The sequence below is a fragment of the Streptomyces sp. V3I8 genome (assembly GCF_030817535.1).
Lineage (GTDB): Bacteria > Actinomycetota > Actinomycetes > Streptomycetales > Streptomycetaceae > Streptomyces.
In genome coordinates, this window is record NZ_JAUSZL010000002.1 from 4,303,573 (window position 1) to 4,317,092 (window position 13,520).

Consider the following 13,520-nt stretch of genomic DNA (forward strand, 5'->3'; position numbering starts at 1 on the left):
CGCCTGGGACGAAGCGGTTACAGACTACCGGCCCCGGGCCCCGTCCCGGGATGACGGTCCGCAGGTGGGCCGTCAGCACCCGTCCTGATACCACTCTCCGGGCCCACCCGCATGCCGTCGCAGGGCGAAACGGCGGTGAATGCACGGGCGATGCGCACGTACGGGGTGACAACAACCCGAGTGTCACCACACGTACGGGTGAGTGTTGGATTCAGCGGCCGGGGTACCGAGACGCTTCCTCATGGTTGTCGAGGACCGAGGTCGATGACGGCTCAGGGGGCGGAAAAAGCCTGCTGACAGGGGCTCGTGCGAAAGGAAGCGGTGACGCGGAAGGCGTTTCCGATCACCTTCGATCAACAGCGTGCGCGTGTCTACACCTGCCTAAACGCCCCGATTGCCCAGAATGTTGCCCACTGCCCCAGTTGAAACTATGAGGTTTCGTTGCCGAGGAGCATGACATGCAGATGCGCAGCTGGCTCCCAGACCAACCCACCCGTATCGGCCGTCACGACTGGCCGGACGAGAGGGACAACGGGACGCACATGCGGATGCAGGCCGGCTCCGTTGTGGTACTCGACCGGCAGGCGTGGCGAATCCTGGAGATCGACGGCTACCCGAGCGACCGGTGGCCGGACTCCTACGAGAAGGCGTGGCGCGACCACGTGGAGCTGTGGTGGCACGCCAACGAACTGCGGCGGGCCAACAACCAGACGGCCAAACCGGCCCCCGAGCGGGCCGAGTTCTACAAGCGTCCGGTAGTGCTGGTGCTGCGGAACGAGAATCTGCCCCGCTCCACACCGAAGCACTGGTGCGCTCCCGCCAGCCACGACTGGCGGGTCCTCCCCGAGCACTATGCCGTCTGCCACGCCTGCGGCGAGCTGCCGCCCTGCCGTCACGGGGAGTACCGCTGGGAGGGCGGCCCCCGTTGGCCGGAGCAGAACGGCGGGATCCCCCTCATGGTCCCGGAGGACTGCTGCATGGGGTGCGCCGAGCCGATCAAGCCGCGGGTGCGGACCGTGCGCTTCCCGGGCCCGAACCTCTGGTACCCGGACCTGGGGGAGGACACGGCCGTCTTCCACGCCCGGACCTCCTGCAGCGACCAGGTCGACTGCTACCGCATGCAGTGGCAGACCGAGTACAGCCCGCGTCCCTCCGCGCCCCCCGCCGCCCCCGAGTTCCCGGGCTTCGAGCACTTCGTCATCCCCCGGACACGGCACGCGTCGAACGCGCTCACACAGGTCCGTCGGGTCCAGCGGGACGATCCCCGTCCCGCACAGTCCGGACCGGCCGTGCCGTCGCGGACCGGGCAGGAGGAATGCGCCTCCACCACCGGTGACTTCACTGTCTTCAGGACCTCGTTCGACGAGCGCCGGGGGGAGCCGGGGGCGGCGACGCCGGCACCCGGTCCGTCGGTACCGGTCGTACCCGAACCGGCACCCTGGCCGGCGCCCGTGGCCTCCGGCGCACCTGTGGCGCAGCCGATGGCACCGGAGGTACCGGGACCTCCCACCTCGACCGCCTCGACCGCTCCGACGGCTCCGACGGCTCCGACCAGCGCTCCCGCTCCGGCCGCCGCTCCCGGCGCGGCCGCGCCCACCACAGCCGCGCCCACCGCCGTCGAGGCCCCCGCGCCCCATGTCTCCCCCTATGCCGAGAGCGTCGGCCCGGTTCTGCGGTCCGCGGAGGAACTCGGTCTGGTCCTGGCGGAGCGCCCGGCCTTCCACAACGCGGAGCAGGCGGCCCGGGTGATCGAGGAACTCACCGCTGCGGTCCGCAACATCGCTCTCTGCCTGAACAATCCGGCCGCCCGCGAACGCTCCTGAGACCGTGACGGCCGCCGCAGGCCGTCACGGCACCCCGCGCCGCCCGCGGACCTGCGACTCTGTGGGCCTGTAGACCTGTGGGCCTGTAGACCTGTGGACCTGCGCGGGACGAAAGCAACAGGTCGACGGGTCAACAGGTCAACAGGTCAACAGGTCAACGGGGCAACGGGGCAACAGACCAACGGGTCAGCTGTCGCCTTCGCGCTGGCCCAGGGTCACCTCGGCCGTCCGCTGCTTGCCGTCGCGGGTGTAGGTGAGCTTGACGGTGTCGCCGGGCCGGTGCGTCCAGATCTCGCCGATGAGGGTGGGACCGCTGTCGATCACCCGGTCGTCGAGCTTGGTGATGACGTCGCCGGGCTTGAGGCCGGCCTTGTCGGCGGGGCCGTTCGGCGTGACCGCGTCGGAGTTGCCCGCGCCCTGTTCGGTGATCTTCGCGCCCGTGCCCTCCTCCAGCGCGACGGAGGCACCGATGACCGGATAGACGGGCTTGCCGGTCTTGATGAGCTGCTGGGCGACGTTCTTCGCCTGGTTGATCGGGATCGCGAAGCCCAGGCCGATGGAGCCGGACTGGCTCGTCCCGCCGAGGCCGCCGCTCGTGGACTGGATCGCGGAGTTGATGCCGATCACCGCGCCCTTGGCGTCCAGCAGCGGGCCACCGGAGTTGCCCGGGTTGATCGAGGCGTCGGTCTGCAGGGCGCTCATGTACGAGGCCTTGCTGCCGGAACCGCCGTCGCTGGAGGCCACCGGGCGGTTCTTGGCGCTGATGATGCCCGTCGTCACCGTGTTCGACAGCCCGAAGGGGGCACCGATCGCGATGGTCGAGTCACCGACGGCGATCTTGTCCGAGTTGCCGAGCGGCAGCGGCTTGAGGTCGTCCGGCGCGCTCTTGAGCTTGATGACCGCGACGTCGTACCCCTGGGCGTGGCCGACCACCTCGGCGTCGTACTTCTTGCCGTTCGAGAACGTGGCCGACAGCTTGCCGCTGTCGACCGCCTCGGCCACCACATGGTTGTTGGTGAGGATGTGGCCCTGCGTGTCGAAGACGAAGCCGGTGCCCGTGCCGCCCTCGCCGTTGCTGCCCTCGGCCTCGATGGTGACCGTGCTCGGCAGCGCCGTGGCGGCCACGTTCGCGACCGTGCCCGCGTCGCGCTTGAGGTCGCCGCCGCTGTCGGACGCGGAGACCGTCGTCGAACCCGAGGAGTCGTCGTTGCGGTCCGCCGCCCAGTAGCCGATGCCACCGCCCACGCCGCCCGCGATCAGCGCGGCCACGAGGACGCCGGCGACCAGGCCGCCGCGCCCTCCGGACTTCGCCTTGGGAGCGGGCTGCTGGTACGAGGAACCCCACGCGTCCCCGGAGCCACCTTCGCCCCCGCTCCCGCTTCCGTTCCCGTACGGGCCGCCTGTGCCATCGCTTCCGTACGGGCCACCGCCACCCGTGCCACCGTTCCCGTACGGGCCGGAAGCACCTTCGCCACCGCTTGCGTACGAAGGCGTCGCCGGCGGCGGGGGCGGCCAGGAGCCCGCCTCCGGAGCGGGAGCCGCGCCCTGCGGAGCCCCGGAGGGCACGGGGGGCATCGAAGTCGTCGGCGCGTCTCCCGGACGGGAGCCCGGCCCCTGGGGGTGAGCCGCGCCCTGGTGGGGGTCCACAGGACCCGCCGCGGGCGAAGCGGCCTGCTCCGGATACGCGGAAGCAGCGGGAGTGTCCACCGGCACGGGAGGTGCAGACGGGGCCGGGGGGACTGCAGTGCCCTCGTTCTCGGTGCTCACAGCTCTTCCTCTCGATCCACGGCGGTCAGTCATTCACATCCGGTCGCGTTCGGTCGCGTGCGTTTTAGGACTCACTCACGCGTGTTCGGGAACCGGCACGATTCAGCTGTGCATGTGCTTTTGTATGCCGTCAGCTTTTCCCACGGGACGTCAGGGCGCCATAAGCGGCACCTGTGACTCCGAGATCTTCATTTATATAGGACAGGTCTGACAAAACCACTGTATGTTCCGCACTGTCGACCGCACGCGTACCCCCTGACGGTGACACCATGACGCGGTGACTCACGCACGACAGCACCCGCCCCAGGTCATCGCTCACCGCGGGGCTTCCGACGAGGCCCCCGAGCACACCCTGGCCGCGTACGAGAAGGCGATCGAGGACGGGGCCGACGCCCTCGAGTGCGATGTACGGCTGACCGCGGACGGGCACCTCGTCTGCGTCCACGACCGCCGCGTCAACCGCACCTCGAACGGCCGCGGCGCCGTCTCGGCCCTGGAGCTCGCGGACCTCGCCGCCCTGGACTTCGGCTCCTGGAAGAACCGCGACGAGGCACCCGACTGGGAACAGCAGCGGCCTCCCTCCTGGGAGCAGCAGTCCGTCCTGACGCTGGAGCGCCTGCTCGAACTCGTGGCCGACGCCGGCCGCCCCGTACGGCTCGCCATCGAGACCAAGCACCCCACACGCTGGGCCGGCCAGGTCGAGGAGCGCCTGCTGATCCTCCTGAAGCGCTTCGGCCTCGACGCACCGTCCTCGGCCGACGAGTCGCCCGTACGCGTCATGAGTTTCTCGGCGCGTTCCCTGCAGCGCGTCCGGGCCGCGTCCCCGACGCTGCCGACGGTCTACCTGCTGCAGTTCGTCTCGCCCCGGCTGCGCGACGGGCGGCTGCCCCCGGGCGTCCGGATCGCCGGGCCCTCCCTGCGGATCGTACGCAACCACCCGGCGTACATCGAGCGCCTGAAGGGGGCCGGACACCAGGTCCACGTGTGGACGGTGAACGAGTCCCAGGACGTCGACCTCTGCGTCGGACTGGGTGTCGACGCCATCATCACCAACCGGCCGAGGGCGGTACTGCGGCAGTTGGGCCGCTGAAACCACCGTTCGCACCCGTCTCACAGGCCTCTCACGTTCCGCCCACGGACGTCCGGTTCCGGACACGACCTGCATTTCAGGCCACTCGACTACAGGGAGTGCTCCGGCGCGTTCGGTGCGTATTCGATCGTTGCGAGTGCGTCACCGCACGTGCATTGGCCGGTTTCCGGCTCAGTCCAGGAGGGCATCCACACCGTGGCGTGGGGCAAAGGAGGTCTCGGGGGTGGCGTTGGTGGTGGCACAGGAAGTGCCCACGTCGTCGAGCATGGCCGTTGCCCATGGCCCTGCGGGCGTGGGCGAGGCAAGACACCGCATGCGGGATCAACTGCGCAGGGGCGGTGTCGCGGAAACGGTCATCGACGATGCCGTACTGATCCTTTCCGAACTACTGAGCAATGCGTGCCGTCACGGCAGGCCACTGGGTGACGCGCTGGCGGGGGACGGTGACGTCCGGGCCGCCTGGCGTGTCGAACCGACCGGCAGGCTCGTCGTCGAGGTGACGGACGGCGGCGGTCCGACCCGCCCGGTTCCGTCCACACCCTCGGTCACCGCTCATGGCGGCCGCGGGCTGAACATCATCACGGCGCTGGCCGACGACTGGGGCGTCCGGGACGACACCCGGGGCGAGCTCACGGTGTGGGCGATCGTGCACAAGGACGCACACGCCGCCCGCCGCCGCGACGACTTCGCCGCGCGGGTCACGGCCCCCACCGCGTCCGCGATGCCCGACCTGGACTTCGGGGACGCGTTCGACGGCCTGGACTGACCGACCCGGACCGGCCTGGACCGACCGACCGGACCGGCCCGGACCGGAGCCCGGATCAGCCCGGACCGGAGCCCGGATCAGCCCGGACCGGAACAGGGTGGAGACCGGATCCGGCGTCCGAAGCAGAGGGAAGCACTGGTTCCGGGACAAACCGGAGCGCCGCCCCGGGTACGGCCCGGCACGTTGTCCACAGGGTCCCGTGGGGCCACGTACGAACGGCTAGGCTCGCGCCCGTACGAGTCGAGCCGTAACCGGGAGACATCCACGATGGCCAAGAAGCGCCCCCAGACGAAGGCCAAGCGGCCGCAGCCACAGGATGGGGCCCGCGCCGCCGGCGCCGACGGACACGTGCCGGTCGTCGGCGCCCGCGAGCCCTGTCCCTGCGGCAGCGGCCGTCGCTACAAGGCCTGCCACGGCCGCGCCGCCGCGCACGCCGTGACCGAGCTGGTGCAGCGCCCCTTCGAGGGCCTGCCGAGCGAGGGCGACTGGATCGCGCTGCGCGAGCTGGTGCCCGCGGCCACCGTCGAACTGCGCCTGAAGGAGCCCCTCCCGGAGGGCGTCCCGTCGGTCACGCTCGCGACGGTCCTGCCGATGGCGTGGCCTGCGCTGCGCCGCGAGGACGGTTCGGTCCTGATCGGCCTGCAGAACGACACGGCGTCCGGCGACATCAGCCGCGACCTGGCCGACACGCTCCAGCGCGCGCTCACCGCCGAGCCCGGCACTCCGGTGCAGGGCCGCCGCGCCCCGGGCGACGGGCCGCGTCTGCAGGAGCTCCTCGACCCCGAAGGCGCGTTCGAGCCAGTTGTGCACGCGGGCTTCGAATTCTGGGTTCCGGACGCGCAGAACGCCTCCACGGAGGTAACCGCTTCCCTGGAGCGCGCCAACGCCGCCGCCATCCCGACGGTGAAGCTCGCCGGTGTCGACGCGGCGTACTGGTGCGAGACGCCGGACAAGAACCACCTGCGCTGGGTCATGCCGCACCCCGAGGAGCAGCTTCTGGACGCGCTCGCGCGGCTGCACGCGGCGGGCACGTCGAGCCTCGGCGAGGGCACCCGGCTGGTGGGTTCCTTCCGCGCCCACGGCCTCACGGTCCCGGTCTGGGACCTGCCGACGGGCGTCACGGCGGAGGACGTCGAGAAGCCCGCGTCCGAGTTCGCCGAGCGGCTCTCCGCCGCGCTGGCCACGGACGCACCGCTCACCGCCGACGAGCGCCGGGCGCGCGGCGGCCTCACCAACCGCCAGGTCACCCTCAGCTGACGTCCTGCGTGCGCCCCTCCCGGTCGGCCGGCCGGTCAGCCGGGAGACGGGTGTGCGACAGGTGCGCAGGCCGGGTGACTCCTGTCACAACTCCCGGTCGGGACAAGCCAATCGGTGTCCGAATAGCCGAGATGGAATTTGCGAACCGCCGATCTCTTGTTACCGTTCCAATAGCCCGGTTGCTGGTGCATCCCCCGTCGCCAGCAACCGGGTCTTTTCATGCCCGGATCCGGAGCCGTCACCGGCGAGGTCCTCAACGCCCGTTCCGCACAGGCGAGTTGCTTCCCGAGCGCAGCAGGAGCGGTCCGTCGGCACCCGTCGCGAACTCGGCGACCGCGATATATTCCGACGCTTCTGCGGACGTGCGTTCCCGCGGTGTCTCGCAGGTGCCCGGCTCGTCGTCGGCGTCCACCGCGCAATGCGTCCGCACGGTGCCGCCGCGGGGCCCCATGAGGGTCAGCGCGGACGTGAGACCGTCACCGGTCGCGTTGCGGTAGTAGGTACGCGCCCAGGTCTCCCGCCCCTGCGTCAGTACGCACGTCTGCGCCTCGATGCCGTCGGGGGAGGTGAGTTCGGGTCCGCAGCGGGCGGCGGTGGCGAGCCCCACACCGAGCGTCAGGGGGCTCGCGGAGCTCTCGGGGGCCGGTCCGGGTGCCCTGTCGTCGGCGTGACCGGAGCCGGGCGCCTCACCGGAACCGGAACCTTCGCCGGAACCGGAACTCTCGCCGGGATACTCGGCGGAGGCCGGCGTCTCACCGGGGACCGACGCCCCATCGGAGGAAGCGCCGCGGCCGAAGACCCGTACGGCGGCGTCGTGCGAACGGCCCTCGGCAGGGGAGGGCGCGGACGTGGATGCGGGCGCCCGGCGGTCCGTCGGCCCCGCGGAGGCCACCGCCAGCGGCACCGCGACCGTGAGCACGACGATGCCCGTCAGCATCATCAGGCGGATTCTTCGGGGGTCCGGGGGCCGTCCCCCGGAGTGACGCAGCATGCAAGGGACGATAACGAGCGAGGGCGGGCGCGCGGTTCACCGCGCGCCCGGGTCCCCTACAACTCGGGGGCGCTCACACCCGTACGGGTGAGGGCCTCCACCACCGCGTCCACCACGGCCTCGACGTCGGGCACCCAGGGGGCGGCCGAGCCGGGCAGCGGAGCGCGTTCCCAGCGGATTCCGCCCTGGCCGGTCTCGGACGGCGGCAGTGCCACGTAACCGCCCTCGCCGTGGAACCGCAGCGAGCCCGGCACGAAGTCCTTGGCGTAGAGCAGTTCACCCAGCTGCTCGAGGGAGTACGGCTTCACGAGCAGCGCCCAGCGCGTGGGGGACGCGATCACCGGTCCCAGACGCATCCCCATGTGGTCGAGCGCGGTGAGCGCACGGGCGGCGGCCGGCGCCGGCAGGCTCACCGCGCACGGGGCCGCTCCTCCGGTCGCGAGGATGATCGGCGCCGTCGGCCGGTTCGTCCACCACCAGCGCGCCATGCGCTCGTCGGTGGTGGCCGCGAGCAGGCCCGGGTCGAAGGGGTGGGCACCCGGCACCGTGCACTCCGGGTCGGGACACGCGCACCGGGCCCGTCCCTGCGGATCCGGTGCCACGCCCGGGAGTACGGGCCACTGCCAGGCGGTCGCGAAGGTCAGGGCCGCGCCGAGCATCTCAGGCTTCCCGCCGTTTCGCCTGGACAGGAGCCTGCGTCGCCTTCCGAGGATCTCGCGCATGTGCGCTCGTTCCTTTCCGTTGAACGCCGAGGAACCACATCACACCATGTGGCGATCACTTCACTGTGCGTACCTGATGGCGCATCACACCCTTGTCCCAGACAAGGGGAACCCCTGTGAGCCGAGCGTTGGCTGCGTCCGCTTCCACACTGCGTCTGTCTGGAGCATGAGCATGGCGGGGGGTGGCGGCGCCTGGCGTTTGCTGTCCCGCGTATTTCTCGCCGCCTCCGCCACGGGAGGATGGGGCACGGTCGTCGGTGGTTAAGACGCCCGGGTCCGTCGTCAGGTTCCGGATGGATCCCAACCGCACCTGGCCTTCTCCGAGTACGTACCCATCACGACCGCTGTGACGCTCTGTCGAGCAGGGCCAGTCGACCGCAATCCATTCCGGCTCGAGTCGGTTTCAAGCCAACTTTACTTTTCCGCGGTGGCCTCACGGACACCAGTGATCCCGGCAGGACAATGCTGGACATCCCCTTACGAGTGCGTGTACATGTGGAGACACTGCCGGCGGCGCAGAATGACATGGGGGTTTGCGATGCTATCGAGCGATACGCACCGGTCGGAAAGCCGGACGCCATGAACGCCCCTCACCTCCCGAAAGTGGCCGGAATCGATTCAACGGTTCCGGCACCCGCACACACTGTCGCGCCGGCACGTGCCACCCCGGGTTCCCCACCCGCCCCTGTTCCACACGCTCCCGGGGCCGTTCTCCAGGACAGACTCGCAGGCTGGGTCTCCGACCTCACCACGCTGCACGAGCTCACCGAGCGGCTCGCGCGCACCGGATCGCTGGCGGACGCACTCCAGGAACTGCTGCGCGCCGGAGCCGCCCTCGTGGGCGCCCGGCGCGCTCTCGTGGTGCTGGAACCGGGCGACGGGCTCGGCCCGGACACGACGATCGGGCTGGGACTCGCCCGGGCGGACCTCGGGCACATCGAGACCGTCCCGCGCAGCTCCATGTCGTACGGCAGGATCCTCGACGGGCTGCCCTGCGGTGAGGGCGGGATCGCCCAGCCCGACCTCCTCTCCGAGGACGGACTGGACCCGCGGCACCGCGAGGTGGCCGCCCGGCTCGGCTACGCGGCGAGCTACGCGCTGCCGTTGACCACCGAGGGAGCGGGCCGTCTGGGCGCCGCCGTGTGGCTCTACGACGAACCGGCCGAGCCGGTCGAGCGGCAGCGCCACCTGGCCGGCCTCTACACGGCGTACGCGGCCGAGCACCTGGCCCGCCTGGTGGAACTGGAGCGCACGCGCGCGTGCATGACGACGATCTCGCAGGAGCTGCTCCCCTCCCGGCTGCCCCGCGTCCCAGGCGTCCAGCTCGCCGCCCGGCACCGCACGGGGCCGCGCGGCGGCGGTGACTGGTACGACGCGCTGCCGCTGCCCGACGCGGCCCTCGGTCTCGCGGTCGGTTCCGTCACCGGGTCGGGCCCCGGCGCCGTCGCGGCCATGGGCCGGCTGCGGGCCTCCCTGCGGGCGTACGCGGTGATGGAGGGCGAGGACCCGGTCGCCGTCCTGTCCGACCTGGAACTGCTGCTGCGGCTCACCGAACCGGCGCGGTCCGCCACCGCCCTGTTCGCGTACTGCGAGCCCGCCCCGCGCAGGATCACGCTGGCCGGGGCCGGGCACAGCCCGCCGCTGGTGATCGGCGAGCGGCGCACGGAGTACGTGGAGACGTCGGTGTCGGCCCCCCTGGGGATGCTCGCCTGCTGGGAGGCGCCCAGCATGGAGTTCCGGGCCGAGGCGGGAGAGACGGTTCTGCTGTACACGGACGGGCTGCTGCACCGTACCGGCGACCCCATGGACCGGGCCTTCTCGCGGCTGCACGCGGCCGCCGCGAGCGTGCCGAGGGCACTGCGCGGGGATCCGGGCACCGTCGCCGACCACGTCCTGCGGAGCATGCTGCCGGACGGCCTCGCGGACGCCGACAGCGACGAGGACGTGGCACTCCTCGCGGTCCGCTTCGAGTGAGGCGCGCGTTCGAGTGAGGCGCGCGCCCCGCGCGTGAGCCGTACGGCATCGGGCCTTCCGGCCCTGGGCGGCTTTCCGTACGACCGTACGATGGAGGGCGTCCAGAGTCGTATCGAGGAGGCAGATCGTGTCGGAGGCGCTCATTCCGGAGACCCCGGAAGCCGTGCTTGACGATGCCGCCGACCAGGCGGACGAAGAAGAGCCCATCAAGCAGCGCAAGAACGGCCTGTACCCGGGTGTGTCGGACGAGCTGGCCGAGAGCATGAAGTCCGGCTGGGCCGACACCGAGCTGCACGGCCTGGAGCCGATAGCGCAGGCCCCGTACACCGCCGCCCGCCGTGCCGCGCTCTCCGCGCGCTTCCCGGGCGAGCGCCTGGTCGTCCCGGCGGGCAACCTGAAGACCCGCTCGAACGACACGGAGTACCCCTTCCGCGCCTCGGTCGAGTACGCGTACCTGACCGGCAACCTCACCGAGGACGGCGTCCTGGTGCTGGAGCCGGTCGCGGACGGCCACCGGGCCACGATCTACCTGCTGCCGCGCTCCGACCGCGAGAACGGCGAGTTCTGGCTCTCCGGCCAGGGCGAGCTGTGGGTCGGCCGCCGCCACTCCCTGACCGAGGCCGAACAGCTGTACGGCATTCCCGCCTCGGACGTCCGTGAGCTTCCCGACAGGCTGCGCGAGGCGACCGGCCCGGTCCGGGTCGTGCGCGGGTACGACGCCGGCATCGAGGCGGCGCTCACCGACAAGGTCACCGCCGAGCGCGACGCCGAACTGCGCGTCTTCCTCTCCGAGGCCCGGCTGGTCAAGGACGAGTTCGAGGCCGGCGAGCTGCAGAAGGCCGTCGACTCGACCGTGCGCGGCTTCGAGGACGTCGTACGGGTCCTGGACCGGGCCGAGGCGACCAGCGAGCGCTACATCGAGGGCACGTTCTTCCTGCGCGCGCGGGTCGAGGGCAACGACATCGGCTACGGCTCGATCTGCGCGGCGGGCCCGCACGCGTGCACGCTGCACTGGGTGCGCAACGACGGCCCGGTGCGCTCCGGTGACCTGCTCCTGCTGGACGCGGGCGTGGAGACCCACACGCTCTACACGGCCGACGTCACGCGCACCCTGCCGATCAACGGTACGTACTCGGAGATCCAGAAGAAGATCTACGACGCCGTGTACGAGTCCCAGGAGGCCGGTATCGCGGCCGTGCGGCCGGGCGCCAAGTACCGGGACTTCCACGACGCCTCCCAGCGGGTGCTGGCCGAGAAGCTCGTCGAGTGGGGGCTCGTCGAGGGCCCCGTCGAGCGGGTCCTGGAGCTGGGGCTGCAGCGCCGCTGGACGCTGCACGGCACCGGTCACATGCTCGGCATGGACGTCCACGACTGCGCGGCCGCCCGGACGGAGACGTACGTGGACGGCACGCTGGAGCCGGGCATGTGCCTGACCGTCGAGCCGGGTCTGTACTTCCAGGCGGACGACCTGACCGTGCCGCAGGAGTACCGGGGCATCGGTGTCCGCATCGAGGACGACATCCTCGTCACGCAGGACGGCAACCGGAACCTTTCGGCCGGGCTGCCCCGCAGGTCGGACGAGGTCGAGGCGTGGATGGCCGCTCTGAAGGGCTGATCCGGGATCCGGACGGACACCGGAGGCCGGGCACCGGAGGGTGCCCGGCCGTTCTCGTCCACGGGTGGTCCAGATGGTCCAGGCGGTCGGGTGAACCGGGTGATCCGGGGGGGGATGTGAGCGGTGGACTCGTTCTGGTCCGGTGTCGGTGTCGACCTGCACCTCGATCCCGACACCTCCGGCGGGCGCCGGGCCGGGCTCGAACGGGCCCTGCGCGACGCCGTCCGGGCCGGGCGGCTGGCCCCCGGGACGCGGCTGCCCGCGACACGGCGGCTCGCCGTCGAGCTCGGCGTCTCCCGGGGCACGGCGAAGGCGGCGTACGACCAGCTCGTCGCCGAGGGGTACCTCACCGCGCGGCAGGGGGCCGGCACCCGGGTCGCCCCGCTGCCCGCCGTGGACGCGGCCGTCCCGCAGGCACCGGCACGCACGCGTGCGCCGCGTTTCGACCTGCGGCCCGGCAGCCCCGACGTCGGTACGTTCCCGGTGGCGGCCTGGTCGCGGGCGCTGCGCAGGGCGGTCGCGAGCGCACCCTCCCCGGCGTACGACTACGGGGATCCGCGCGGCCGGATCGAACTGCGGACGGCCCTGTCGCACTACCTGGGACGGGCGCGCGGAGTGATCGCGCCGCCCGGGCGGATCGTCGTCACGACCGGATACGTCCAGGGTCTCGCCCTCCTCACGCGCGTGCTGGACGGCGGCGCGATCGCCATGGAGGACCCCGGGCTGCCCTTCCACCGGGACGTGGTGCGCCACAACGGCGGGACGGTGGTCGCGGCGGAGGTCGACGAGCGGGGTGTGCGCGTACGAGGGCTGGGCGACGCGGCGGCCGTGGTGGTCACGCCGGCGCACCAGTACCCGACCGGGGTGACCCTGCACCCGGAGCGGCGGCGGGCCCTCACGGACTGGGCACGCGCGCGTGGCGGACTGATCGTCGAGGACGACTACGACGGGGAGTTCCGCTACGACCGGCAGCCCGTGGGCGCACTCCAGGGGATGGCGCCCGGGCGGGTGGCGTACCTGGGGACGGCCTCCAAGACGCTCGGGCCGGCGCTGCGGCTGGGCTGGATGGTGCTGCCGCCGCACCTCGTCGACGCGGTCGCCGACGCCAAGCTGCACAGCGACCACCACACCGAGTCCATCGGGCAGCTGGCCCTCGCCGACCTGATCACCGGGCACGCGTACGACCGGCACGTACGCGCGTGCCGGCTGCGTTACCGGCGGCGCCGGGACCTGCTGGTGGCCGGGCTGGGCGGGCGGCGGGGGGTGCGGGGCATCGCGGCGGGGCTGCACGCCCTGGTCGACGTGCCGGACGAGGAGGCCGTGCTGGCGCGGGCCGCCGGGAAGGGGCTCGCGGTGGGGCGCCTGGGCGAGCACTGGCACGGGCCGGGCGGCGCCGGACGTCCGCAGGGGCTCGTGGTGGGGTACGGGACGCCTCGGGAGCGGGTCTATCCGCAGGCGCTGGACGTGCTGGGCCAGGTGCTCGAAGGGACCTGAGACCGGGGTCGCGTCAGGAAT

The 13,520-nt window shown here is 71.9% G+C and carries 10 protein-coding genes; 7 read left to right on the top strand and 3 right to left on the bottom strand.

The window, feature by feature from the left end; translation table 11 throughout:
* Nucleotides 1–458 precede the first annotated feature (458 nt).
* Nucleotides 459–1,823: a hypothetical protein gene (locus tag QFZ75_RS19110; RefSeq protein WP_307538503.1), complete on the top strand. Its 1,365-nt coding sequence runs from the start codon at nucleotides 459–461 to the stop codon at nucleotides 1,821–1,823.
* A 186-nt stretch (nucleotides 1,824–2,009) separates the two neighbouring features.
* On the opposite strand, the gene QFZ75_RS19115 is transcribed toward QFZ75_RS19110, so the two are convergent.
* On the bottom strand, nucleotides 2,010–3,590 hold the full coding sequence (locus QFZ75_RS19115; RefSeq protein WP_307538505.1) for a S1C family serine protease: 1,581 nt from the start codon (nucleotides 3,588–3,590) through the stop codon (nucleotides 2,010–2,012).
* A 277-nt stretch (nucleotides 3,591–3,867) separates the two neighbouring features.
* Here QFZ75_RS19115 and QFZ75_RS19120 point away from each other — a divergent pair, with 277 nt between their 5' ends.
* The 3 genes from QFZ75_RS19120 (at nucleotide 3,868) to QFZ75_RS19130 (ending at nucleotide 6,703) form a co-directional block, all read left to right on the top strand.
* The gene (locus QFZ75_RS19120; protein WP_307538507.1) at nucleotides 3,868–4,680 is read left to right on the top strand and encodes a glycerophosphodiester phosphodiesterase; all 813 of its coding nucleotides are present in this window, start codon (nucleotides 3,868–3,870) and stop codon (nucleotides 4,678–4,680) included.
* A gap of 136 nt (nucleotides 4,681–4,816) precedes the next feature.
* Nucleotides 4,817–5,446, top strand: coding sequence for an ATP-binding protein (locus QFZ75_RS19125; RefSeq protein ID WP_307538509.1), 630 nt, complete (start codon nucleotides 4,817–4,819; stop codon nucleotides 5,444–5,446).
* Nucleotides 5,447–5,713: 267 nt separating this feature from the next.
* A complete protein-coding gene (locus QFZ75_RS19130; RefSeq protein ID WP_307538511.1) occupies nucleotides 5,714–6,703 on the top strand; it encodes a DUF5926 family protein in 990 nt (329 codons plus the stop codon).
* Nucleotides 6,704–6,956: 253 nt separating this feature from the next.
* Here QFZ75_RS19130 and QFZ75_RS19135 read toward each other — a convergent pair whose 3' ends face one another.
* Nucleotides 6,957–7,694 carry a hypothetical protein gene (locus QFZ75_RS19135; RefSeq protein WP_307538513.1) on the bottom strand — a complete coding sequence of 246 codons (738 nt, stop codon included), beginning with the start codon at nucleotides 7,692–7,694 and terminating at the stop codon, nucleotides 6,957–6,959.
* A gap of 56 nt (nucleotides 7,695–7,750) precedes the next feature.
* Nucleotides 7,751–8,416, bottom strand: a complete 666-nt coding sequence (locus tag QFZ75_RS19140) for a bifunctional DNA primase/polymerase (RefSeq protein ID WP_307538515.1) — start codon at nucleotides 8,414–8,416, stop codon at nucleotides 7,751–7,753.
* 462 nt (nucleotides 8,417–8,878) lie between these two features.
* On the opposite strand from QFZ75_RS19140, the gene QFZ75_RS19145 reads away from it, so the two are divergent.
* The 3 genes from QFZ75_RS19145 to QFZ75_RS19155 all read left to right on the top strand — a co-directional run bounded on the left by QFZ75_RS19145 (nucleotide 8,879) and on the right by QFZ75_RS19155 (nucleotide 13,499).
* Nucleotides 8,879–10,390 (top strand): PP2C family protein-serine/threonine phosphatase, encoded by a 1,512-nt coding sequence (locus QFZ75_RS19145; RefSeq protein WP_307538517.1) that lies wholly within the window; start codon nucleotides 8,879–8,881, stop codon nucleotides 10,388–10,390.
* Nucleotides 10,391–10,517: 127 nt separating this feature from the next.
* Entirely contained in the window at nucleotides 10,518–12,005 is a 1,488-nt protein-coding gene (locus QFZ75_RS19150; protein ID WP_373465899.1) for an aminopeptidase P family protein, read from the top strand.
* Between the two features lie 123 nt (nucleotides 12,006–12,128).
* The gene (locus QFZ75_RS19155) at nucleotides 12,129–13,499 is read left to right on the top strand and encodes a PLP-dependent aminotransferase family protein (RefSeq protein ID WP_307538519.1); all 1,371 of its coding nucleotides are present in this window, start codon (nucleotides 12,129–12,131) and stop codon (nucleotides 13,497–13,499) included.
* Nucleotides 13,500–13,520 lie beyond the last annotated feature (21 nt).